This window comes from Embleya sp. NPDC050154 (assembly GCF_044460165.1).
Taxonomy (GTDB): domain Bacteria; phylum Actinomycetota; class Actinomycetes; order Streptomycetales; family Streptomycetaceae; genus Embleya.
This window is the reverse complement of record NZ_JBITJP010000013.1, coordinates 60680-84483: the sequence shown is the minus strand read 5'-3', so window position 1 is coordinate 84483 and position 23804 is coordinate 60680. Positions and strand designations below refer to the sequence as shown.

The 23804-nt window shown below is 72.6% G+C and carries 18 protein-coding genes; 5 read left to right on the top strand and 13 right to left on the bottom strand.

All coding sequences use genetic code 11. From position 1 onward, the window contains the following. Positions 1-231: 231 nt before the first annotated feature. Positions 232-1776: a PQQ-binding-like beta-propeller repeat protein gene (locus ACIBSV_RS26565; protein WP_395867192.1), complete on the top strand. Its 1545-nt coding sequence runs from the start codon at positions 232-234 to the stop codon at positions 1774-1776. Between the two features lie 112 nt (positions 1777-1888). Here the strand turns inward: ACIBSV_RS26565 and ACIBSV_RS26560 are convergent, their stop codons facing one another. From ACIBSV_RS26560 to ACIBSV_RS26540, 5 genes are all read right to left on the bottom strand, one after another. Beyond that, on the bottom strand, positions 1889-2881 hold the full coding sequence (locus ACIBSV_RS26560) for a hypothetical protein (RefSeq protein WP_395867190.1): 993 nt from the start codon (positions 2879-2881) through the stop codon (positions 1889-1891). Between the two features lie 93 nt (positions 2882-2974). Next, positions 2975-4009: an MsnO8 family LLM class oxidoreductase gene (locus ACIBSV_RS26555; RefSeq protein WP_395867188.1), complete on the bottom strand. Its 1035-nt coding sequence runs from the start codon at positions 4007-4009 to the stop codon at positions 2975-2977. Positions 4010-4303: 294 nt separating this feature from the next. Further along, a complete protein-coding gene (locus ACIBSV_RS26550) occupies positions 4304-5323 on the bottom strand; it encodes an acetamidase/formamidase family protein (RefSeq protein ID WP_395867186.1) in 1020 nt (339 codons plus the stop codon). Further along, a complete protein-coding gene (locus ACIBSV_RS26545; RefSeq protein WP_395867184.1) occupies positions 5320-6792 on the bottom strand; it encodes an APC family permease in 1473 nt (490 codons plus the stop codon). Before ACIBSV_RS26545 ends, ACIBSV_RS26550 begins: the two co-directional genes overlap by 4 nt. A gap of 54 nt (positions 6793-6846) precedes the next feature. After that, positions 6847-7986 carry a substrate-binding domain-containing protein gene (locus ACIBSV_RS26540; RefSeq protein ID WP_395867182.1) on the bottom strand — a complete coding sequence of 380 codons (1140 nt, stop codon included), beginning with the start codon at positions 7984-7986 and terminating at the stop codon, positions 6847-6849. A gap of 50 nt (positions 7987-8036) precedes the next feature. On the opposite strand from ACIBSV_RS26540, the gene ACIBSV_RS26535 reads away from it, so the two are divergent. Continuing rightward, positions 8037-8477: a MarR family winged helix-turn-helix transcriptional regulator gene (locus ACIBSV_RS26535; RefSeq protein WP_395867180.1), complete on the top strand. Its 441-nt coding sequence runs from the start codon at positions 8037-8039 to the stop codon at positions 8475-8477. A 130-nt stretch (positions 8478-8607) separates the two neighbouring features. On the opposite strand, the gene ACIBSV_RS26530 is transcribed toward ACIBSV_RS26535, so the two are convergent. Next, positions 8608-11022, bottom strand: coding sequence for an ATP-binding cassette domain-containing protein (locus tag ACIBSV_RS26530; RefSeq protein WP_395867178.1), 2415 nt, complete (start codon positions 11020-11022; stop codon positions 8608-8610). Positions 11023-11143: 121 nt separating this feature from the next. Here ACIBSV_RS26530 and ACIBSV_RS26525 point away from each other — a divergent pair, with 121 nt between their 5' ends. Beyond that, positions 11144-12667 carry a hypothetical protein gene (locus ACIBSV_RS26525; RefSeq protein WP_395867176.1) on the top strand — a complete coding sequence of 508 codons (1524 nt, stop codon included), beginning with the start codon at positions 11144-11146 and terminating at the stop codon, positions 12665-12667. A 157-nt stretch (positions 12668-12824) separates the two neighbouring features. Then, entirely contained in the window at positions 12825-13430 is a 606-nt protein-coding gene (locus ACIBSV_RS26520) for a DNA-binding response regulator (protein WP_395867174.1), read from the top strand. A 24-nt stretch (positions 13431-13454) separates the two neighbouring features. Here ACIBSV_RS26520 and ACIBSV_RS26515 read toward each other — a convergent pair whose 3' ends face one another. From ACIBSV_RS26515 to ACIBSV_RS26505, 3 genes are read right to left on the bottom strand one after another with little or no spacing between them, the layout of a single operon-like run. Then, positions 13455-14690 carry a sensor histidine kinase gene (locus ACIBSV_RS26515; RefSeq protein ID WP_395867172.1) on the bottom strand — a complete coding sequence of 412 codons (1236 nt, stop codon included), beginning with the start codon at positions 14688-14690 and terminating at the stop codon, positions 13455-13457. A gap of 52 nt (positions 14691-14742) precedes the next feature. Next, positions 14743-17028 (bottom strand): TOMM precursor leader peptide-binding protein, encoded by a 2286-nt coding sequence (locus tag ACIBSV_RS26510; RefSeq protein ID WP_395867171.1) that lies wholly within the window; start codon positions 17026-17028, stop codon positions 14743-14745. Positions 17029-17080: 52 nt separating this feature from the next. Further along, positions 17081-17248 carry a hypothetical protein gene (locus ACIBSV_RS26505; protein WP_395867169.1) on the bottom strand — a complete coding sequence of 56 codons (168 nt, stop codon included), beginning with the start codon at positions 17246-17248 and terminating at the stop codon, positions 17081-17083. Positions 17249-17608: 360 nt separating this feature from the next. On the opposite strand from ACIBSV_RS26505, the gene ACIBSV_RS26500 reads away from it, so the two are divergent. Continuing rightward, positions 17609-19162, top strand: a complete 1554-nt coding sequence (locus ACIBSV_RS26500) for an MFS transporter (protein ID WP_395867167.1) — start codon at positions 17609-17611, stop codon at positions 19160-19162. 93 nt (positions 19163-19255) lie between these two features. On the opposite strand, the gene ACIBSV_RS26495 is transcribed toward ACIBSV_RS26500, so the two are convergent. The 4 genes from ACIBSV_RS26495 to ACIBSV_RS26480 are packed head-to-tail and all read right to left on the bottom strand — an operon-like array spanning position 19256 to position 23779. After that, positions 19256-20512, bottom strand: coding sequence for a sulfate adenylyltransferase subunit 1 (locus ACIBSV_RS26495; RefSeq protein WP_395867165.1), 1257 nt, complete (start codon positions 20510-20512; stop codon positions 19256-19258). Then, positions 20512-21465: a sulfate adenylyltransferase subunit CysD gene (gene cysD, locus ACIBSV_RS26490; protein WP_395867163.1), complete on the bottom strand. Its 954-nt coding sequence runs from the start codon at positions 21463-21465 to the stop codon at positions 20512-20514. The genes ACIBSV_RS26495 and cysD overlap by 1 nt, the downstream gene beginning before the upstream one ends. Then, complete coding sequence (locus ACIBSV_RS26485) at positions 21462-21923, bottom strand: adenylyl-sulfate kinase (RefSeq protein ID WP_395867161.1); 462 nt, start codon at positions 21921-21923, stop codon at positions 21462-21464. The genes cysD and ACIBSV_RS26485 overlap by 4 nt, the downstream gene beginning before the upstream one ends. Further along, positions 21920-23779, bottom strand: coding sequence for a M20/M25/M40 family metallo-hydrolase (locus ACIBSV_RS26480; protein ID WP_395867159.1), 1860 nt, complete (start codon positions 23777-23779; stop codon positions 21920-21922). The genes ACIBSV_RS26485 and ACIBSV_RS26480 overlap by 4 nt, the downstream gene beginning before the upstream one ends. Between the last annotated feature and the right edge of the window lie 25 nt (positions 23780-23804).

Here is a 23804-nt window from a genome sequence, read left to right as displayed (position 1 = left end):
TTCGCACCGCCGTCGTCGGGCCAGGCGCCACCGCCCTTCGCACCGCCCGCCTCCTCGTCACCGGCCCGACCACAGCCGTCGGGCCCCGGCCCGGGCCCCGGTCACGCGCAGCCGCAGCCATCGCCCCAGCCGCACATCCCGGCCCAGGCGCAGCCGCCGTCGCACGCGCGCCCGGCGGCACAACCGCACTCACGCCCCGCGCCGTTCCCGAATGCCTCGGGTGGCGGCTTCGTGGCCAATCCCAACCTGCCCCTGCACGACCCGCATCCCCAACCCGGGCCGCACCCGCACACCCCCGGGTACGGCGGCCCGGCCGGACCGGGCTCGGCCCTCCCGCCGACCCCCGCGCCGATGCCGCTGCAACCGGCGCCCTCGGACCACCACTTCGTTTTCGGCCCGCCGCTCGCCCCGGACCGGATCCGCCCCGCGCGCGATCGCCCGGTCCTGCTGCGCACCGCGATCCTGGCCCTGCTGGTGCTCGCCCTCGCCGGCGTCGGCGCGGTCCGGCAGGCCGTGCTGCACGGCGACGAGTACGGCAACACCGGCGAACACGTGTCGGTCGCCTGGGCGTTGAAGGAGGGTCGGGACGGCCCCAAGCCGGTGTCGACGGCGGGCTCGGACGTACGCACGCTGGAGGGCACCTGGTTCCAGGGCGACACCGTGGTGCGTTCCGAACGCACCCGCGTGGTCGCGTACCGCGTGGACAGCGGGGCCACCGTCTGGGAGAAGCCGCTCCCGAACGGCGCCGCGATGTGCGCGGCCGGCGCCGAGACCGACGGACCGATCGCCGTCGTCGTCTACGGAGTCGGCACCGCCTGCGACCGGATCGCGGGCATCGACATCACGTCGGGCACCGAGGTGTGGGCCAAATCGCGCACCGCCAAGGGCCCCGCGGCCCTGGAACGCCTGGCCGTCTCGCGCGGCGTGGCGGTCAGCGGCGACACCGCGTTCCGGATCAGGGACGGCGCCCAACTGTGGGTGGCCGACCGCACCTTCGCGGTCGGTTGTCAGGTCGCCGGCTTCCGCGGCGGGGCCGCGCTGGTGGCCAACGGCCGGTGCGGGAGCACGGACGCGGTGTGGGCGGTCGATCCGCTCACCGGCAAGCCGGCCTGGGTGCACAAGCTGCCCACGGAGGGCACGGTGCTCGCGGGCACCTCACCGGTGGTCGCCACCTCCCCCGTGATCGTCGACGAGCCGACCGCGCCGGGCGGCCCGGCCAGGCTGACCGTGTTGAACGAACGCGGCGAGCCCGCCTACACGATCGACGCGGGCGGCCCGCTGGTCGACGACACCCGCGGCGACGCGCGCGAGGACAAGCGCGACACCTCGCCGCGCGTGCTCGCCGACGAGCGCACGATCTACGTGCCCGGCAACAACGGCCGGTCCGTGCACGCGTCGAACACGCCCGGAGCGAACCAGATCGTGGCCGTCGACCGGCAGACCGGTCGGGTGCGCTGGATCTCCGCGCTGCCGGCCGCCGTCAAGGTGGTGGGCCTGAGCGTGGACAGCAAGGCCGCGCCGATCGCGGTCGACCCCGACGGCGCCCTGCGGGTGTGGGTCAACGCGCGCGGCAGCAAGCCGCCGCGCCTGGTCCGCTTCGACCCGCAGAACGGCCACATCCGGGTCCTCGCCGAGTACCCCCTGCGGCTGGGCGTCTCCCTCGCCGAGGCCATGCCCAAGCCGTTCGAACACGACGGCCGGCTCTTCCTGGTCGACGAGAGCACCGCCGGTCTCGGCTACCGGCTGATCACCGGCAGCATCCGCGGCAAGTCCTAGCCGGCACGAGAACACCGAGGCCCCGAGCCCGGATGCCCGTCCATCGGGCGCCCGCGCTCGGGGCCTCGGCGGATCCGGCCGGGGCCCCGGACAAGGAGGCCCCGACCCGAACTCAGGCCACTTCCTGGGCGGTCGCGCGCGTCTGCGGCGATCGCGATCCCCACGGGCCGCTGCGCCAGGTGATCCCGTTCCAACGGCCGAGGCGGCGGATCTCCCAGACGCTCAACGCGGTGATGATCACCGAACCGCCCACGCCGACCACGGCCTTGATGTTGCCCGGCACGATATCGGATCCCGCGAACAGCGGGTTGTCGGTCTTGACCAGCATGTCGGTCAGGGTGAACGTCCAGGCCAGCCACATCGCCATCAGCGCGGGCAACATCGGGTGGCCGTCCGCCGCGGAGAACAGGTGCTGCGCCACCTGCCAGATCGCCACCAGGGCGAATCCGAAGACCCAGATCCCGGCGACCATGGACACCCAGGACAACACCAGTTGGACCATCGTGCCGTCGGTGCGCAGCGTGTTGGTGTTCGCCCCCAGCCCCGCGCCCTTGCGGCATCCCCAGGCCAACGCGAGGCCCAGCCCCGGAACCACCAGGAACAACCCGACCGTGCGGACCGGGTGGATCAGTTGGCGCAGGGTCAGCGAGCGCAGGTGCGGCCGGGCGCAGAGCACCAGGAGGCAGCCGATCAGCACGATGCCGACGATGCCGTACAGCGGCAGCAGCACCATCCGGCGGACCATCGCGGACGCCAGTTCGGCGACCACCTGCGCCCCCTGGATCTTGGTGGTGGTGCCGGCGGCCGCGCCCGAGGAGTGCGTGCGCTCCTGGTACAGCCCGCGCAGGAACACGGCCAGCACGATCATCAGGCCGAGCCACGCGCGCACCCGATTGAGGTTGCCCATCAGCCCGTCCGGCTTCCCGATCCGGTGCGCCGGGCGCAACATCCGGTGCGCCAGGACACCCGGGACGACCACGGAGGCGACGTTGGCGATCCGGCGCCGCTCGATCTGCGCGGGTGTCTCGGTCGCCGCGTGCGCGGGCGTGTGCCCGGGTGGGTATGGGTGTGGAAGCGTGTGTGCTTGGTGGCCGGCATGGGCCATCGGTCGGAACCTCCCCGCAGAACGACCGGCTCGGGCCGCACCACGTTAGCAACGCGCGCCGGCTGCCGGCGGAGGTCGGTCCGCCCGGCCGGCTCAGCCGGCGGCAGCCGCGCCGATCCGCGGCGCGATGCCCGCCAGTTCGGCCAGTCGCCGGGCCGATCGCAACCGGCCGGCCCGGTCGTGCGAGCTGGTGGTGACCAGGAACTCGTCCGCGTCCGTGCGGGCGAACAGGCCGGCCAGCTCGCCGGCGACGGTCTCCGCGGTGCCGTGGATCTGGTCCCGGAGCGCGGCGTCCAGGTGTTCCCGCTCGCGTGGGGTCATCGCCGTCGCCCGGATGCGCTCGGCCGGGAGCAGCGGCGGGAAGGTGCCCTTGGTGCGCGAGTACGCGGCCGCCCACGCCTCGGGCAGGAGCAGGTCGTACGCCGCCGCCTCGGTGTCCGCGATCGCGATCGTGCCGGCCACCACGACGTAGGGTCGCGTCGACCACGCGGACGGCCGGAAGGCGGCCCGGTAGCGCTCGATCGCGGCGAGCATGCGTTCCTCGCCGATCGCCGCGGCGACCACGAGCGGCACCCCGGCGGCGGCGGCGTGGTCCGCGCCCGCCCCGGTGGCCAGCACGAACGGGGCCGGCCGCAATCCCTCGGCGGGGCGCGCGTGCACCCCGGGGTGCACGTCCTGGGTGCCCAGGAAGTAGCCGAGCAGTTCGGCCAACCGATCCGGGAAGTCCTCCGCGGCGTCCTTGCCCCGGCCCAGCGCGGCGCGGATCCCGTCGGTGAAGCCCACCGAGCGGCCCACGCCCAGGTCGATCCGGCCCGGGTACAGCGACTCCAGCACGCCGAACTGCTCGGCCACCACCAGCGGTTGGTGGTTGGGCAACATCACCCCGCCGGTCCCGACCCGGATCCGCTCGGTGACCGCGGCCACCGCGGCGGCCAGCACGGTGGGTGCCGACCCGGCCACGCCCGGCACACTGTGGTGCTCCGCGACCCAGAAGCGGTGGTACCCCAGCCGCTCCACCTCCCGGGCGAAGGCCACGGCGTGGCGCAGCGCCGACGCGGGGTGCTCCCCTTCCAGGGTGAGCGACCTGTCGAGCACGGAGAACCGGACACCCGGCGGCAACACGTTCACACGAGTCCCAACACGCACACGGGCCGGGAATTCCCGCCGCGCCGGGTCGCTCGCACCCGGTCGTACCGCCGCGAACCCACAAGCACGCGGGCACGCGGGCACCGAACCGCCCGAGCACCCGGCACCCGGCACCCACAGGGACATCCCCGAGTTCTCCGCTGCGGGATGCGCGTCGGCGGACGCGTCCTTCCCGGGGATGTCCCCCGCTCGCCCGGCCTGCGGATGATCCGCCGCCGGGCACCGGCAACCGGTGGCCCCTCCGGTGCCGGAGTCGTCACGGCCCGCCGCGCGGCCTCAGCGCTCGGCCAGATAGGCCGCCGCCACCGCCCGCAGGTGGTCGTGCCGGCCCTCGTAGGCCCGGTGTCGTCCGAGCACGGCCTTGGGCAGCTTGCCGACCATCGTGTAGTTGGTGTCGCACACGTTGGCGGCCGGGGCCAGGCCGGCCTGGCTGACGAGCTGGTAGGCGTCCAGCAGTTCCAGGTCGAGCAGCTCCGCCGTCCAGCCCACGAGATCGCGTTGGCTGATCCGGAAGGCGTCCTCGAGCGGGCGGGCCGACCCGGTGGTGAGCAGGTGGTCGTCGTTCTCCAGGCGCGGCGACACCGGCGCGCCGCCCTTGATCAGGTCGACCACGATCACCGTGCGCATCGCTGCCTCGACCGCCGTCCCGCACAGTTCGCCCTCGCCTTGGCGGGCGTGGCCGTCGCCGATCGAGAGCATGCCGCCCGCGACGTTGACGCCGAAGTACGCGGTGGTGCCGGCCCGCATCTCGGGGGTGTCCATGTTGCCGCCGTGCGCGCCCGGGGTGATCGACATCAGCGTCTCACCCGCGGCGGGCGCCACCCCGACCGTGCCGTGCATCGGGTCCAGCGGGAGGTCCACGACGAAGTCGCTCTCCCGAGCCCGGAATCGGCAGATGCCCGCGTCGGCGTCCAGGTCGTAGACCCACACCCGTTCCTCCAGCGCCTCGTGCAGCATCGCCGTGGTGGGCGTGGCGGTGAGCGCGCCGAAGTGCGGGAACGTGGTGGAGATGCCCCAGTCGCGCGCGGGTGCGATGTCCACGAAGTGCACCGCGAGGGTGTCCCCGGGTTCGGCGCCCTCGACCGCGATCGGTCCGGTGACGGGGTTGAGATAGGGGAAGGTGCACACCGCGCTGGGCAGGTCGTCGATGCCCTTGACGTTCCCGCCGAAGCAGTCCTCGGTGGACAGTTCCACGATGGTGCCGGGGCGGACCGTCACCAGCGGGCGGCGCCCGCCGAAGGTGTAGGCGTACTGGTGGTAGGTCGGCTGCAGGGAGACGACTTCGAGCAGGGTCATACGGGTTCCTCGACCTGGTCGATGGCGGAGATTTTCGGCCGGCGGCCCGCCAGGACCAGACCGGAGAGCAGGGCGAGACCGATCGCGAACCAGATCGTGCCCAGTCGTTTCGCGTCGCCGTCGGCGTTGTAGACGACGTAGGCCAGGATCGCGAAGCCCAGCGAGGGCGCGATCAGGTGCCGCCAGTAGTCCCGGCTCTTGTGCCGGATCAGGTAGTGCACGACCACCGACACGTGCAGCACCAGGAACGTGGTGAGCGCGCCGATGTTGACCAGGCTGCTCAGCGTGGTGATGCCGTCGTCGCGGGTGCTGGTGTACAGGCCCAGGGCGAGCGAGATCACGGCGGTGAGCAGCGTGGCGTTGACCGGGACCCGGTGCTTGGGGTGCACCTTGGCCAGGAAGGACGGCAGTTGCCGGTCCCGGGCCATCGCGTACAGCAGGCGTGAGGTCGCGGCCTGGGCGACCAGCGAGTTGGCGAAGCCCCACGCGATCGCGGTGGCCACGGCGGTGAGCTTGGCCAGCCAGCCGCCCGCCGCGACCCGGGCCGCGTCGTAGAACGCGGTGCCGTCCGGGTCGCCCTTGTCGATCAGCGTCCCGGGGTCGGGCACCAGCAGCGAGGCGATCCAGGTCTGCGCGATGAACAACGTCCCGGCCAGCAGCAGCGCGGCGACCATCGACCGGCCGATGGCCTTGGCCGAGTCCTTGTTCTCCTCGGACAACATGGAGATGCCGTCGAAGCCCAGGAAGCTCAGCGCCGCGATCGAGACGGCGCCGAAGACCAGGCTCCAGGAGAAGGTGTCGCTGTTGTAGATCGGGGTGAAGTCGAAGCCGCGGCCCTTGCCGTCCATCAGCGCGACCACGCCGATCACGATGAACAGGACCAGGATGATCAGTTCGCCGATCAGCATGATCTTGTTGACCTTGGCGGTCATCTCGACGCCGAGGTAGTTCACCGCCGTGTTCAGCAGCACGAACCCGACCACCCACATCCACACCGGGATGGACGTGACCAGCGAGTTCATCGCGACGGCGGCGATCAGGTAGAGCAGGCCGGGCACCAGGATGTAGTCGAGCAGGATCATCCAGCCGGCCAGGAAGCCCACCGGGGCGGCGATGCCTCGGCCGGCGTAGGAGTACACCGATCCGGCCATCGGGAAGGCCTGGGACATCTGCGCGTAGGACAACGCGGTGAACATCATCGCGACCATGCCGATGACGTAGGCGAGCGCGACCATGCCGCCGGAGCCCTGGAACACGCCGCCGAAGATGCCGAACGGCGCGATCGGGACCATGAAGACCAGGCCGTACACGAGCAGGTCGCGGAAACTCAGGGACCGGCGGAGTTCTTGCTTGTAGCCGTACTTCTCGATCGACGCGGGGCTTCCGGTCGGGTCCGGTCTGCCGGGGGACTCGGGTCTGCCGGTCGACTCGGGTCTCCCGGTCGATCCGCGCGTGGGGACTTCGCTCATGGTGGTCTCTCCTCGGGACGACCCCGAGGGGTCACGGAGAAACCCTAGAACCAGTTATTTCCAAATGGAAGTACTTTCTCGTCGCGGCAGCACAACGAAATCCAGCCCTTCCGCTCGGGCCAGGTACACCTGCCTGCGCGGCGGCCCCAGCGACGACCGCGCCCACGCCCCTCGCGCGGCGGCCGGATCGGCGTCGAACAATCGGCGCACCGCCGCCGCCAACCCGTCCGGCGCCAGTTCGTCCCGCGCGGCCAACGCCGCGACCAGGTGCAGCCCGTCGTACAGGCCCTCGGCGTAGGCGTCCAACACCGGCGCCTGCGCGCCGAACAGGGACCGGTGCCGCTCGGCCAGGCCCAGCCGGCGATCGTCGGTCTGCGACGCGAAGGACTGCATCACCGCGTACATCGCACCGGTGTCGTCGCCGCCGTAGGCCAACAGCCCGTTCTCCTCCAGCGCCCCGGACAGCCGGACCAGGATGCGATCCAGCCCTGCGTGCCGCAGTGCCCGGTTGAAGTCGACCAGGTCGCGGCCGATCAGGCTGAGCAGCAGCGCGTCGGCGCGGGCGACCCGCAGCCCGGCCAACAACTCGTCCAGGCCCGCGCGTACCGCCCCGAAGGCCACCCGTCGCTCGTACACCACGCTGCTGTGCGCGTGTGTGATCAACCGCGTGGCGGCCGCGTGGATGGCCTGCGGCCAGATGTAGTCGTTGCCGATCAGCGCCCACCGGCGCAGCCGATGGTGCTCGGTCAGCCACCCGATCGACTCACGCAGTTGGCGCATCGGGTCGACTCCCGTGCACACCACCCCGGGCAGCCGACCGCCGCCCTCGTGCGGCGGGGTGAAGACGTACGGCGTCCGGCCGCTCACCACCGACTCGATCGCGCGGTGCACGTCGCTGGTGTGGAAGCCGACCAGTACGTCCACCGCACCCGCCGAGCCGAGCAGTTCGACCTGCGCCGCGACCTTCTCGGGCGGGCCGCCGGCGTCCACCAGGACCAGTTCCACCGGGCGGTCGCGCACCCCGCAGGCGGTGTTGATCTCGTACGCCGCGAGCAGCGCCGCGTCCACCGCCGAGGGCCCGATGATCCCGAGCGGCCCGGACTGGGGCACCACCAGGCCCACTCGAAGCACCTGGGGATTCCGGTCGGAATGCAGCGCGTCGAGCGGCTCGATCAAGACTGTGTCGACGCTCATCAGGCGAGTAAGTATGCTCCTGGAACCGGCCCGGTGAAGGGGTGATGCGCATGTCCGCCGGCGAACTCGCCGAACGAGCCGTCGCCCGACCGCCCCTGGCCGAGCTGCTGACCATCGCGCAGCGCCGCCTGACCCGCACCCTGACCCTCGTGTTGGCCGAGGAGAACTGCACCCTCGACCAGTGGCTCGTGCTGCGCGCCGTCGGCGAGGGCGACGGCCGGCTGATGGGCGACCTGGCGCAGAGCCTGCTGATCCCGCACGCCAGCCTGACCCGGATCGTGGACGCGCTGGTGGACGACGGCTGGATCTACCGACGCCAGTCCGGCGTGGACCGCCGCCGGATCGCCGCGCACCTGTCCCGGCGCGGGCGCCACCGCCTCGCCCGGTTGGACGCGCTGGCCCAGGCACACGAGGCGGCCGTGCGCGCGGCGTGTGCCGGCGACGATCCGGCCGTCCTCCTCGAGTTCCTGGCCGGTCCGGACGCCGACTGAGCCGGCCGGGCCGACCCGCGCGGGCCGATCCACCCGCCCGAACCACGCGATGCCGAACCGCGCGACGAGGCGCCGGCGTGGCCCGGCTCGCCCACCCGCCCGGCGCCGCCCCGCGCGTCAGTGCGCCGCGTCAGTACGCCGCCAGGAACCGCGCGGTCACCCCCACACCCTTCGCCGCCACATCCGCCGGCACCCCGCTCGCCACGATCCGGCCGCCGTTGGCGCCGCCGCCCGGACCGAGGTCGATCATCCAGTCCGCGCCGGCGATCACGTCCGGGTCGTGTTCGACCACCACGACCGTGTTGCCCGCCGCGACCAGACCGTGCAACTGGCGCATCAACAGCTCGACATCGGCCGGATGCAGCCCGGCCGTCGGCTCGTCCAGCACGTACAGCGTGTGCCCGCGCCGGGCCCGTTGCAGCTCACTGGCCAACTTGATCCGCTGCGCCTCGCCGCCGGAGAGCTCGGTCGCGGGCTGTCCCAGTCGCAGGTAGCCCAGGCCCACCTCGCGCAACGTGGTCAGACTGCGCGCGGCGGCCGGCACCTCGGCGAGGAAGTCGGCGGCGGCGTCCACCGTCAGCCCGAGCACGTCCGCGACGCTCAGCCCCCGGTACGTCACCTCCAGCGTCGGCGGGTTGTAGCGCGCGCCGTGGCAGGTCGGACACGGCGCGTACGTCCCGGGCAGGAACAGCAGCTCCACCGCGACGAAGCCCTCCCCCGAACACGTCTCGCATCGGCCGCCGTCCACATTGAAGGAGAACCGGCTCGCGGTCCACCCGCGCTCGCGCGCCGCGTCGGTGTCCGCGAAGAGCCTGCGCACCGTGTCGAACAGGCCGGTGTAGGTGGCCAGGTTCGAGCGCGGGGTGCGCCCGATCGGCTTCTGGTCCACCCGCACCAGCCGATCGACCACGTCCAGGCCCTCCACCGCGCGAATCTCGCCCGACTCCTGCCGCCGGTCCTCGTCCTCCTCCGGCCGGGTGCCCAGGTGATCCGCCGTCACCTCCGCCAACACCCCGCCGACCAGGCTGGACTTGCCCGAGCCGGACACCCCGGTGACCACGGTGAACACGCCCAGCGGGAAGCGCACGTCCACATCGCGCAGGTTGTGCAGGGTCACCCCGGTCAGCGTCACCCACCCGGTGGGCGACAGCGGCTCCCGGATCGCCGCCGGGCCGGTCCGGAACAGGTATCGGCGGGTCGCCGAGTCGGCCACCTCGCGCAGCCCGGCCGGCGGGCCGCTGTACAGGATCCGGCCGCCGCCCTCGCCCGCGCCGGGCCCGACGTCCACGAGCCAGCCCGCGCGGCGCGCCACCGTCATCCGGTGTTCCACCACGAACAACGAATTGCCTGCCGCGCGCAGCCGGTCGAGCACCACGAGCAGCGCCTCGGTGTCCGCCGCGTGCAATCCCGCGGACGGCTCGTCCAGCACGTACACCACCCCGAACAGGCCCGACCGGAGCTGGGTGGCCAGCCGCAACCGCTGGAGTTCGCCCGAGGAGAGCGTCGGCGTCTCCCGATCCATGCTCAGGTAGCCGAGCCCCAGCTCGACCAGCACCGCGATCCGCGCCACCAGGTCCGTACAGATCGTCGCGGCCGGCTCGCCGTCGGCCTCCGCGCCGGCCAACACCTTCGCCGCCTCGGCCAGCGGCAGCGCGACCAGCGCGGCGATGTCGTACCCCGCGAAGGTCACCGCCAAGGATTCCGGCCGCAGCCGCCGGCCGTGGCACACCGGACACGGCCCACTGCGCAGGAAACGCTCGACCCGCCTGCGCTGCGTCGCGCTCTTGGAGGTCGCGAACGTCTTCAGCACGATCCGCCGCGCGCTGCTGTACGTGCCCTGGTAGTCGCGTTGGATCCGGCTCGCGTCGCGCACCGGACGCACGGTGACCACGGGCTGGTCGTCGGTGAACAGGATCCAGTCCCGCTCGACCTTCGGCAGCTCGCGCCACGGCCGGTCCACGTCGTAGCCGAGGGTGGCCAGGATGTCCCGCAGGTTCTTCCCGTACCAGGCGCCCGGCCACGCGGCGATCGCACCGTCCCGGATCGATCTGCCCGGGTCCGGGACCAGCGACTCCTCGCTCACCTCGTGCACCCGGCCCAGGCCGTGGCAGTTCGGACAGGCGCCGGCGACGGTGTTCGGCGAGAACGCGTCCGAGTCCACCCGCCGCGCGTCGGGCGGGTAGTGGCCGGCCCGGGAGAACAACATCCGCAGCGAGTTGGACAGCGTCGTCAGGGTGCCCACCGTCGAGCGCGAGGTCGGCGCCGAGCGCTGTTGGCGCAGCGCGATGGCCGGCGGCAGTCCGCTGATCTCGTCCACGTGCGGCGCGCCGACCTGCTGGATCAGTCGCCGGGCGTACGGGGCGATCGATTCGAAATACCGCCGTTGTGCCTCCGCGTACAGCGTGCCGAACGCGAGCGAGGACTTCCCGGAGCCGGAGACCCCGGTGAACACGACGAACGTGTCGCGCGGGATGTCCACGTCCACGTCGCGCAGGTTGTGCTCACGCGCGCCGCGTACCCGCACATAGGAGTCGTGTTCGGTCATCGCGCTGCTCCTCGGGGTGCCGGGCCGAAGGTTGTCGTATGCCCGCCGGCGGGCGGTCCGCAACCGCGCCGGTCGGGTCGGCCCGGCCGCGGGGCCGCGGCAAAGGTGATCGTCGGCTCTGGTGATCGTCGGGATCCGCCGTTACGGTCGGCCCGCCGGGTGGTCCGGTGCCGAGGAGCAGCGTTGCGAGGGGGCGTCGATGGCGCTGGAGACGATCGATCCGCGGACACCGGTGCTGGTGGGCGCCGGGGTGGCGAATCAGCGCCTGGCCGAGGCGGGCGCCGGGGTCGGCGAGCTGGAGTTGATGGCCCGGGCCGTCGAGGACGCCGCCGACGGCCTGGGCGGCCTGTTGCGGGCGGTGCGGCATGTGCTGGTCCCGCGCGGGACGTGGCGGCACGGCGATCCGGGACGGTGGCTGGCGAACCGGTTCAAGATCGTCGACGCGCACAGCACGCTGGCCGAACTCGGGGTGTTGCAGCAGTCGTTGATCAGCCGGGCCTGCGCCGACATCGCCGCCGGGCGGGCGGACGTGGTCCTGGTGGTGGGCGGCGAGGCGGCCCACCGGCGGTTGCGGGCGAGGATCGCCGGGGTCGAGCTCGCGGATCCGGTCGCGGACGGGGTGCCCGACACGGTCTGGGCGCCGGGTGCGGACATCCTGGCCCGGGTCGAGATCGATCGCCATCTGGCCGTGCCGGCCCGGCAGTACGCGGTGATGGAGTCCGCGATCGGCGCGGCACGCGGGTTGTCGCCGGCGGACAACGCGCGCGAGATCGCCGCGCTGTGGCAGGGCTTCTCGGCCGTCGCGGCCGACGCCGGGCACTCGGTGCGCGGTCGCGCGCTGCGCGAAGACGAGTTGTTGTCCCCCGAGGGGCGCAACGCGTGGCTGGCCGACCCGTACACCAAGTGGCACTGCTCGCAGATGAACGTCGACCAGGCCGCCGCGCTGCTGCTGTGTTCGGCGGAGGCCGCGCGGCGGTTCGGGGTCGAGCGCGGGCGGTGGGTGTTCCCGACCATGGCGGCCGAGGCGAACACGATGGTGCCGCTGGTGGCCCGACCGGACCTGGACCGCTCCCCGGGGTTCGCGGCGGTCGGCGCGGCGCTGGGCTCCGGGGTGGGGGACACGACCCACGTTGACCTGTACAGCTGCTTCCCGGCGGCGGTGCGCATCCAGCAGCGCGAGTTGGGTCTGACCGAGCGTGCCGGCCGGGCGTTGACCGGTACGGGCGGGATGGCCTTCGCCGGGGGGCCGCTCAACAACTACGTGCTCCAGGCCACGGTCGAGGTCGCGGCGAACGTGCTCGCGGGTGGGGACGGGCTGGTGACCGCCGTGTCGGGGATGGTGACCAAGCAGGCCGGCGCGCTGTGGGCGGGCCGCCCCGCCGCCGGCGGTTTCCGGGCGGTGGACGTCAGTGCCGAGTTGCCGGCCCGGCCGGTGGACGCGGACTACGCGGGCCCGGCGGACGTGGTGGGCTGCACGGTGGCGTTCGAGCAGGGCGAGCCGGCGGTGGCGATCGCGGTGGTCGAGGGCACGGGCGGCGTGCGATCGGTGGCCTCCTCGACGGACGCCGACGTGCTGGCGTCCATGCGCACCGACCCGTGGATCGGCCGGTCGGTGCGGGTGCGCGGCGACACGTTCTCGATCTGACCGGTCGTGCTCGCCTTGGACCGGCGTGATCGGAGCGCGTCGGGGCAGGTGAGAGGGCGTGGGGTCGTCGGTGTCGCGGGCGGGGCGCTGCCGCCGGTGCTCCCGAGGAACGGTCGATGACAGTGACCATCCCGTTGGGATGCCGTGGGGGGACACGATGGTCAGGGTTCTTCTCGCCGAGGACATGCTCATGCTGCGTCGGGCGCTGGTGTCGTTACTGGAACTGGAGCCCGACATCGAGGTCGTCGCCGAGGTCGATTGCGGAGATCTCATCCTGCCGGTGGCGCTCGAGGTGCGCCCCGAGGTCGCGGTGTTGGACATCGATCTGCCGGGTCTGGACGGCATTCGGGCGGCCCGGCTGCTGCACGAGCGGTTGCCCGAGTGCCGCACGGTGATCCTGACCAGCCTGGGCCGGCCGGGCAATCTGCGGCGGGCGCTGGCCGCGCACGCCTCGGGGTTCCTGCTCAAGGACGCCGATCCGGACCAACTGGCCGCCGCCATCCGCGCGGTGGCCGCCGGTGAGCAGGTGATCGATCCGCAGTTGGCGGTGGCCACGCTCCAGGCGGCGGAGAATCCGTTGAGCGCGCGGGAGACCGAGGTGTTGCGGTTGGCCGCCGAGGGGGTGGACGTGCCGGAGATCGCGCGCGGCCTGTTCCTCTCCGCCGGGACGGTACGCAACTACCTGACCACGACGGTGACCAAGCTCAACGCCCGCAATCGTATGGACGCGGTGCGGATCGCGCGCGACTCCGGCTGGTTGTGACGCGCGTCGACCGGCCGCGCGGCGTCACCGGCCCGGGGAGCCGCCGACCGCGGTGTCCCACCCCGCGTTCCGATCGGGATCGGCCTCCGCGTTAACCGGCAGTTCCGCCGTCAGTTCGAACCAGCCGTCCGCACGGGTGGCCGCGGTCAGCGTCCCGCCCAGGGCCAGCACCCGGGTGGCCATGTTGCGCAGCCCGCTGCCGCCCTCGGTCGCGCCGGCGGCGACCGGCGGCGTCTTGCTCGCGTCGATGCCGTCGTTGGTCAGGGTCAGCCGCACCCGGTCGTGGTCGAGGACCGTTTCGATCACGCAGTGCCGGGCCTTGCTGTGCCGCAGCACGTTGGTGATGCCCTCGCGCAGCACGGTGGCCAGCACCGCGTCCGCGCCGCCCGTGGGCAGGTCCGCGGCGGCGCGCACCCGGGTGTCGATGCCCACCGCGCTCAGCAGCGACTCGGCGGCGGTGATCTCGCGGGTCAGGCTCATGTGCAGGTAACTGCTGGCGACCGAGCGGACGTCGGCCAGCGCCTGCCGGGACGTGTGCAGGATCTCCACGATCTCGGCCTCGGCCCGCGCGGGGTGCAGGCGCACCAGACGGTAGGCGAGTTCGCACTTGAGTGTGATGGTGGACAGGCTGGAACCGAGCAGATCGTGCAGGTCGCGAGCGAAGCGCAGCCGCTCGCGGGTGATCGCGAAGCGGGCCAACTCCTCACGGGCCTCCTGGACTTCGCGCATCAGCTCGGCGAGTCGGCTGAGCCCGTAGACGACCAGCCCGGTCAGCGCGGTGGCGGTGACGTTGTAGGCGAGTTCACCGCCGCCGAAGCCGACCGCGTATTGGATCACTCCGGTGGACACCACGACGGTGCCGAAGCACACCCACGCGAGGACGGACTTGAGCACGAGCAGACACGACGCGGCCAGGAACCCGGGCATGCCCAGCCAGGCCGCGCCGAAGAGGGTGAACGGCAGGTAGGTCAGCAGGGCCTGCGCCGCCAGTGTGCGCTCGCGCCGGCCTGCCAGGATCGGCACCCGGGACGGGAACGAGTGGCCCAGTTGCAACGCGAACAGCAGCAACATCAGCGCCAGGCACAACACCAGCGCACCGGCTCCGTGTTCGTCGCGCAGCACATAGGTGAGCGCGACCAGGAAGAAGCCGAGGATCACGATCGCGGTGATCGTCACCGCCGTGCGCGGAGCGGGTTCGGTGTGCGGCGCGGGTCTGTGTCCCGGGCTGATCTCGGGTTCGCGCGCGGGAGTTGCGTGCATCAAGGCTCCTCGCTCGAGGTCGCTGTGCAACGCAGCGTAGGAGCGGGACGGGCTACAGGAACAGGGGAATCGGATTGAGGTCGGCATAGCGGGTCGGGGCGGTGAGCCGGCCCAGCCGCACCGGCGTGTCGTACAGCCGCCCCGGGGCGAACCGGGCCGAGACCGGGCGAAGCCCCGGGACGATCACCCGCACCACGGGCAGCCCGATGTCGGGGCGGGTCTGGTCCAGCACGAGCAGTTCCAGATCGTGTGCCCGGACCAGGTTCTCGATGGTCCGCACGTCCTCGCGCAGGTCCCGGTGCCGCCGGTGCGGGAAGTCGCCCGGAGCACTCGCGGGCAGGCCGGGATCGGGGGTGACGTAGGGATGTTCGGCGATCGTCGCGGTGCGCCACCAGTGCAGCGCCACGGGGTCGTCGCACCCGTAGCCGGACCCGTCGGCGGCGACCCGGGCGACGGGCGGCAACATCTGGTTGACCTCGGCCAGCGCGCGGCGCAGCGCGATGCCCGGGTCGAAGTGCGCGCCGAAGCCGAGCGAGATGTCCTCCGCGGGTTTGTCCACCCGCCGCGACAGTGCGGCGAACGCCGGCACGCCCAGGTCGCTGGTGAGGTCGAGGGCCCACACCTGCCGGTGCAGTTCGGCGTGGCCGCCGCGCACCCGGGCGATCCAGGGGTCCTCGAACGTGTCCAGGTCGACCCCGCGCTGCCGGGTGCGGTTGTACCACCACAGCGCGACGGCGTCGCGTTCGACCAGTTCCAGGAAGCCCTGGAGGATGGCGTCCTCGAGCGAGCCGCCCGCGGCGCAGCCGTTGGAGCCGGCGACGCAGCGGCGACCGCCCGGGTCGCGCGGGGTGTTGTAGTAGAGCAGCGAGGTGGGCAGCAGTCGCGGGCGGTCCCCGGTGAGCGACCAGGTCGGGGTCCAGTGCACCGGCGCGTGGTCGTCGAACGGCGCGCACACGTGGTGGGCGGGGGCGTGTTCGGCGTTCCAGCGTTCGCGGTCCGCGAACTGGCGGGGGTGGAAGAGTTGGACCAGGTCGGGGTGCACGGCGTTGTCGCCAAGGTCGGCGTAGGCCGCCCGGACGACCGGTTCGTCGCCGTGGTGGTCGCCGCTGAACCGTTCCACAGCCTCGCACAGCGCGCCGACCCGGGCGTCGCGCGCGGTCGGGCCCTTGCCGGAGCTGTGGGTGCGCAGCCCCGCGTGCAGCGCGGTCCGGCCGGTGGGCGCGGCGGCCGGGTTGTGGCCGGCGTGGAAGCAGTTGAGGAAGTCGGGGCCTCTGGTGTCCCGGGTGATCTCGCCCAGGACTCCGGTGAGCGGATCCACCAGGTGGCCGTAACGCTCGAGGATCTCCTCGGGGGTCGAGGCCCGGTCTCCGTACGCGGTGTCGGCCTTGATCCGGGTGCCGGGGCGGACCGGGGCCCGCACCCGGTGGGCGACGATTTCGGGGTCGCCGCAGCCGGCGCATTGCGGGCGGCGGCGCACCGGGTGGTGCCGGCCGGTGAGGGTGAGGGTGTCCAGTGTCCAGATCGTGTCGGGGGCGGGCCGGGGTCGGCCGGCCAGCCATTTGGCGGCCTCCAGGCCGGCCAGGTGCAGCGCGAGCAGCCGGCCGGCCGGGTGGGCGGACGCGGGCGCGCCGACCGGTCGGCCCAGCGCCTGTTCGAGGTAGCGGTGCGCGGGGCGATTGCGGCGCAGCGCTTCGGCCAGGCAGCGCCAGCACGGGGCGTCCGCATCGCCGGGGCGGAACAGCGGCCCGATCCAAGGCTGTTCGCCGCCGCAGCGGACCAGGAGCCAGGGCACCCGGGAGGCGCGGTGCGCGGCGTCCAGGTCGGCCAGCGCGGGGTCGAGGTAGTCGTCGCACCCGGCGATGGTCAGCGCCGGGGGTCGGTCCGAGGTGTCGGGCACGTGCAGCCCGGAGGCGACCAGGGCCTCGGTGAGCGCGGTCGCGGTCGCGGTGCCGGTGGGGCCGACACCGACCACGCGGACCGGGCCGGTGCGTACCCGGTCCGCCGCGAGGTCACCGTCCAGGCCCGCGAGTTCCCAGTAGGCCCGATCGGCTTCGGGGACGTTCTCGGCCGGTCGCCGGTGGGTGAGCAGGCCCGCGTCGAGCAGGCCGCCGACCAGGTGTCGGGTCTGCGCGGTGGGCAGGGTCGATGCGGTCTCGGCGATGAGCGCGTCCAGGGTGCGGGTGCCGTCCAGGAGCGGTGCGAGGGCGACCAGGCCGGTGCCGCGCAGTGCGGTCACCCCGCGCTCGGACACCAGGAACACGCCTTCGGCGGGCACCACTTCGACCTCGAGGTGGGGTTTGAAGGCAAGGCCGGGGGCATTGTGTCGCGCGCCGTTCACGATTTCCCTTCGGTCCTCGGGGAAGTCCGCCGATCGGTCCGGGATATCCGGTTCAGTCGACGGGCTGCGCGTCCGACCAGCAGATACACGTGGCCGGCCGGTTTCGATCGGCCGGCGGTGCGGTGAGATTCTCGACGACCAGTTTCTCGCAGCCGTCGGGGGAAAGTGCCGGGACGGTGGGCGCGTGGACTCGGGCGGGCGGAAGGGCAATGGTGTTCATGGCGCTCCTCGGGGGCTGTGTGGCGGGCGGCGTGCCGGGCCGGTGCGTCCGAAGTCGGCGGGCCGGACCGGGCACTTCGTCGATGGCGAGGGGAAGTCTTCCTCCGCTCGGCGTGAGTACGCCGGCGGTGTGCCGCGGGTTTTTCCCGGTCGGGATGTGAACTCTTCACGTACCCAACGGATATCACAAATGCACCGCCCGCCCGATGGAACATGTATTCGATCCGCGGCGGGCCGATTGCCTGCGCCGCGCTTTCCCCGGAAATCCCGCGGCTCGGCCATAAACCGTGCTGATCGAAACGAACGCAAGCCCTTAACGCGCGACCCCCTGTCCACCCCCTTCGATTTCTAGCCTGGAAGCATGACTTCACCCATCGCTCACCCGGAAGCGGCCCCGCCGGATTCGCGGCGCTGGATCGCACTGGCCATCGTCATGACCGCGGCGTTCATGGATCTGCTCGACGTCACGATCGTCAACGTCGCACTGCCCTCCATCCAGCGCGACCTGGACGCCTCCACGAGCCAGATCCAATGGATCACCGCGGGCTATGTGCTCGCGTTCGCGGCCGGCCTGATCACCGGCGGCCGGCTCGGCGACATCCACGGGCGCCGGCGGATCTTCCTGATCGGTGTCACCACCTTCACCGTCGCCTCCGCGCTCAGCGGCTGCGCGGTGAACGCGGACATGCTGGTCGCGTCCAGGATCCTGCAGGGCGCCGGGGCCGCGATCATGGTCCCGCAGGTCCTGTCGATCGTGCACGCCACCTTTCCCGCGCACGAACGCGGCAAGGTCTTCGGCCTGTTCGGCGCCATCGTCGGCATGGGCGGGGTCTGCGGACCGCTGCTGGGCGCGCTGCTCACCGAGTGGAACGTGTTCGACCTCGAATGGCGGACCATCTTCCTGATCAACGTGCCGGTGGGCATCGCCGGGCTGATCCTGGGCCGCAAGTACATCACCGAGTCCAAGGCCGCCCGCGCCCTGCATCTGGACCTGGTCGGCGTCGGCCTGGTCACGCTGGGCCTGCTGATGTTGCTGTACCCGCTCACCCAGGGCCGCGAGTTGGGCTGGCCGCTGTGGGGCTACCTCTCCATGGCCGGCTCGGTGTTCGTGTTCGCCGCGCTGGCACTGTACGAGCGGGCCAAGACCCGTCGGGACGGCTCGCCGCTGGTGGAGATGTCGCTGTTCCGGGTGAAGAGCTTCAGTGCCGGGATCGCGGTGGAGTTCGGCTTCGGTGTCGTGTGTGGCATGTTCTTCCTGGTCTGGACGCTGTACATGCAGATCGGACTGGGTTGGAGTGTGATGCGCGCCGGTCTGACCAGCCTGCCGTTCTCGGTGGCGGTCGCCGCCGCCGCGGGCGTCTCGGTGCAGAAGCTGGTGCCGCGATTCGGACGCAAGGTGCTCCAGGCCGGTGCGCTGGTGATGGCCGCGGGCATGCTGATCTACCTGTGGGAGGCGGACCGGTACGGCACCGGGATCACGGCCTGGCAGATGGCGTTGCCGCTCCTGGTGATCGGCGTCGGCATGGGGCTGATCGTGGCGCCGCTGACCAACGCGGTGCTCTCCGATGTACCGCGCGAGCATGCCGGATCGGCGTCCGGGCTGATCAACACGACGCTGCAGATGGGCAACGCGCTGGGTCTGGGGCTGACGTCGGTGGTCTTCTTCCGGCTGATCGAGGACGGACTCGCGCCCGAGAAGGTGGGGCCCGCGTTCGTGAACGCCTTCGAGAACTCGCTGCTGTGGGCCGCGGTCGTCCTGGTCGTGATCTTCGTGTTGATGTTCGCGCTGCCGGCGCGCCCCGAGGTCGACCCGACGCTCGAGGCCGAGGCCGCGGCGGCTCCGGCGGACGGCCCCGCCGGGGACGCGCCCGCCGAGTGGGAGTCCCGGAACGGCGCGATCGGCGCACCCCGCTGACCACCCGGCCGCCGAGTCGATGCGGTCGACGAACACCCGTGCCCACGCTCGCCGTCCGCGGACGGCGAGCGTGGGCACGGGTGTCTTCCCCGGTCAGGCCGGGGTCTCGGCCATCCCCGCGGACAACGTCGTTCCGTCGATCGGGTCGATCAGCAGGAACGAGCCCGTGCGCCGGGAGTGCGCGTACGGGTCGAGGGCGATCGGCTCGGCGGTGCGCAGCACGACCGTGCCGATGTCGTTGGCGACGAGTTCGCCGGGGGCGGACCGGTGCGAGAGGTCGTCGAGGTTCAGCCGCGAGGGGATCTCCTTGACGATCGCCCGCACCGTCCTGGTGGTGTGCCGCAGCAGCACCCGTTGACCCGGTGCCAGCGGCCGGTCGTGCAGGTGGCAGACGGTCCCGCGGACGTCTCGGGTGGGGTCGGGCGCGGTGTCCTCGGGGGCGAGCAGATCGCCGCGGGAGATGTCCAGGTCGTCGGCCAGCCGTACGGTCACCGATTGCGGCGCCCACGCGGTGTCCACCGGTTCGCCGAGAGCGTCGATGCCCTCGACGGTGCTGGTGCCTCCGGACGGCAGCGTGCTGACCCGGTCCCCCACCCGCAGCACGCCGGAGGCGATCTGGCCCGCGTAGCCCCGGTAGTCCGGGAGTTCGGCGGTCTGCGGACGGATCACGTACTGGACCGGGAAGCGCGTCGGGTCGCCGTCCGGGTCTCGGGTGACCGGCACCGTCTCCAGGTGTTCGAGCAGGGTCGGCCCGGCGTACCAGTGCATCGTCCCGGTCGGCTCCACCACGTTGTCCCCGGTCAGCGCGGAGACCGGGATCGCGGTGACCTCGGCCACCCCGAGCGCGGCGCAGTAGGCGGTGAACTCGTCCGCGATGCCCGCGAAGACGGTCTCGGACCAGTCCACCAGGTCCATCTTGTTGACCGCGAGCACCACGTGCCGGACCCGCAGCAGCGCGGCCACCGCGGCGTGCCGCCGGGTCTGTTCGACCACGCCGTTGCGCGCGTCGATGAGCACCACGGCCAGCTCGGCGGTGGACGCCCCGGTGACCATGTTGCGGGTGTACTGCACGTGCCCGGGGGTGTCGGCGAGGATGAACCGGCGGCGGGGCGTGGCGAAGTAGCGGTAGGCCACGTCGATCGTGATGCCCTGCTCACGCTCGGCCCGCAGGCCGTCGGTGAGCAGGGCCAGGTCGGGTGTGTGCTGCCCCCGGTCGAAGGAGGCCTGCTCGACCGCCTCCAGTTGATCGGCCAGGATCGACTTGGAGTCGTGCAGGAGTCGGCCGACCAGGGTGGACTTGCCGTCGTCCACGGAGCCGGCGGTGGCGAAGCGCAGTGTGTCGACGATCATCAGAAGTAGCCCTCTCGCTTGCGGTCCTCCATCGCGGCCTCGGACATCCTGTCGTCGGCCCGGGTGGCGCCCCGCTCGGTCAGGCGGGACGCGGTGATCTCGTCGATGACCTTCTCGACGGTGTCGGCGTCGGAGTCCACCGCGCCGGTGCAGGACATGTCGCCGACCGTGCGGTAGCGCACGCGCCGGCACTCGGTCGGTTCGTCCTCGCCCGGGCCGCCCCACTCGCCCCGGGTCAGCCACATGCCGGATCGGTGGAAGACCTCCCGCTCGTGCGCGTAGTAGATGGCCGGGAGTTCGATCCGCTCCCGGGCGATGTACTGCCAGATGTCCAGTTCGGTCCAATTGGAGAGCGGGAAGACCCGCACGTGCTCGCCCGGCGCGTGCCGCCCGTTGTACAGCTGCCACAACTCCGGCCGCTGCCGGCGCGGATCCCAGCCGCCGAACTCGTCGCGCAGCGAGAACACCCGCTCCTTGGCGCGGGCCTTCTCCTCGTCCCGCCGGCCGCCTCCGAACACCGCGTCGAAGCCGTGCCGTTCGATCGCGTCGAGCAGCGGCACGGTCTGCAACGGATTGCGGGTGCCGTCCGCACGCTCGCGCAGTTCGCCGGCGTCGATGAACTCCTGGACCGACACCACGTGCAGGCGCAGTCCGTGTCGGGCCGCCGTGCGGTCGCGGTACTCCAGCACCTCGGGAAAGTTGTGGCCGGTGTCCACGTGCAGCAGCGCGAACGGGGGCACTCCGGGCGCGAAGGCCTTGAGCGCGAGGTGCAGCATCACGATGGAGTCCTTGCCGCCGGAGAACAGGATCACCGGCCGCTCGAACTCCCCGGCCACCTCGCGCAGGATGTGCACCGCCTCGGACTCCATCGCCTCCAGGTGCGCGAACGGATACCCCTTGTCGGTGCCGTCGGTGCCGCCGGTGCCGTCGGCGCGGTTCGTCGCGATGGTCATGCCGATCCCTCCTCGATGAGCAGCGCGCGCAGCGCCGCCGCGGCCTCGGGTCCGTGCGCCGGGTCCGCCGCGATCGACGGCCCGGTCGAGTCCGCGGCGGCGCCCACGCGCACCTCCAGGTAGCGGGTCCCGCTGTCCAGGTGCCAGGCCCGCACCCGGGCCCGGGTCGCCGCGTCGGGGGCGGGCACCGTCACCAGCACGGTGGCGCCGTTGCGGGCCAGTACGTGTGCGACTCGGCCGATCCGCAGCACGTGCCCGCGGCGTTCGGCGCCGGAGGACGTCGGGTCGGCGCCGACGACGCGGCGCAGCGCGGCACCGGTCAGGATCTCCACCCGACGGTGCGCACGCCGCAACGACCGGGCCGCGACCCGGGCGAGCCGGTCCCGGTCCGCGCCGGGCGGGCCGGTGAGCCAGACGGTGGCGCCGGGCCGGCAGGTGCAGTACGCGGGCCCGGTCACGACGCACACCATCCTCGGACCGCGGCGGTCAGGATCGTGCCGGCCGCGCGGAACTCCGCCGCGTCCAACTTTTCGTGCGGGGTGTGGTCCAGCTTGGAGTCTCCCGGGCCGTAGGCGACCATGGGGATGTCGTGCCAGGTGGTGGCCAGCGTGTTCATGTCGCTGCTGCCCTTCTTGAGCAGGAATCGCGGCGTGGTCCCGGCGGCGCGGAACGCGCGTTGGAAGACCTTCACCAGCGGGCTGGAGCGCGCGGTGGACACCCCGGGGGTGGCCCGGACCACGTCCAGCGCGATGGGCGCCAGGGGCAGTGCGCGCAGCGCCGCGAGCAGGTCGTCCACGGCCAGGCCCGGCGGCACGCGCACGTCCACCGTCGCCTCGCCGAGCTGTACGTCGCCGCGGTTGTGCGCACGGATGCCCAGCACCGCGGTGAGCGCGTCCGGGTTCAGTCGTTCCACCTCGGCGCGGACCGCCCGCAGCCCCTCGACCATGCGGTCGCCGGCCGTGCGCGCGCCCTTTCCGGCGGTGTGTTCGGTGTGTTCGGACATGCTCAGCCGCAGCTTGACCAGGCCGTAGTAGCCGATGGTGAGCGCGCCCGCGCCGCTGGGTTCGCCGATCACGACCGCGTCGGCGGGGTAGTGGTCGCGGGCGTGGAAGGCACCGGCGCCGGTGATCTCCTCCTGTACGGCGCCGATCACGCGCACCTGCGCGTCGTCCGGCACCTCCAGCTCGGCCAGCGTGCGCAGGTAGGTCACCAGGCTCGCCTTGGCGTCCACGCAGCCGCGCCCGGTGAGCACGTCGCCGTCCCAGCGGACCGGCCAGCGGTGCGGCACGGTGTCCAGGTGGCCGAGCAGCAGCAGTCGGCGCGGGCCGGTGCCGCGCGTGGCCACCAGGTTGCCGGCCGCGTCGATCTCGGCATCGAGTTTGTGGGCCGCGCACCAGCCCGCGAGATACTCGGCGAGTTCGCGTTCGTCGTGCGATACCGACGACAACTGCACGGCTCGGGACAGGAGTTCGAGGTCGGGGCTGGGCGCGGGGGCGCGCCAGAACCGGGTCGCGCGGGTGGTGTCGAGGGTGTGCGGGCCGGTGATCGCCACGTCGCAGGTGCCGCCGAGGGCGATCTCCGCGGCCCGCACCTTGTGCCGCATCCGGCCACGCGCGTAGCGCTGTCCCTGTCCGGGCAACATGTCGCGCAGCGTGCCGCCGTCCGCCTCGGGGTCGGCCAGCAGTCCGGCCGTTCCGGTGACCAGGCGCAGGTGGTCGGCGTCCAGGGCCTTGGCCGCCTCGGCGGCCAGCACGTCGGCGTCCACGTTCAGCGCCACGCCGCCGTCGGCGTCGGCGACCGGCGGGGACAGGCATACCACGTCGAAGGTGGCCAACAGGTCCGTCAGGCGCGCCGCGTCGACCCCGCTCACGCGTCCCGCGCGCTGGTCGCGCACCACCCTGGTGCGGCCGTCCTCGACCACTCGCAGGGGTCCGACGGCGGTGGCGCGCACGAGGCCGGCGGTGCGGGCCGGGGCGGCGAACACCGAAAGGCCGCGCCGGGTCAGCGCGTCGTCCACGCGCGGCAGCGTGAGTTGTTCGTAGGCGGCCAGCAGGTGCGGCAGTTCGGCGGGCGGACAGTAGCGCACGGTGTCGCCGGAGCGCAGGGTCAACATCCGCACCTCGCGCCCGATCCGGGCGTAGTGCTCGGTGATGCCGGCCGCGCCGCCGGCGATCACCAGCAGCCGGGCCCCGCGCCGGCGCAGCGCGAGAATCTCGTCGAAGAGCGATTCGTGCGTGAGCGTCGCGCTGCCCAGCTTGAGCACGTACAGGGCGGCGTCGCGCGCGCGGGCGGTCTCGCTCGGTGCGGCGGACATGCGAGGACTCCTTCGGTGGGTCGGC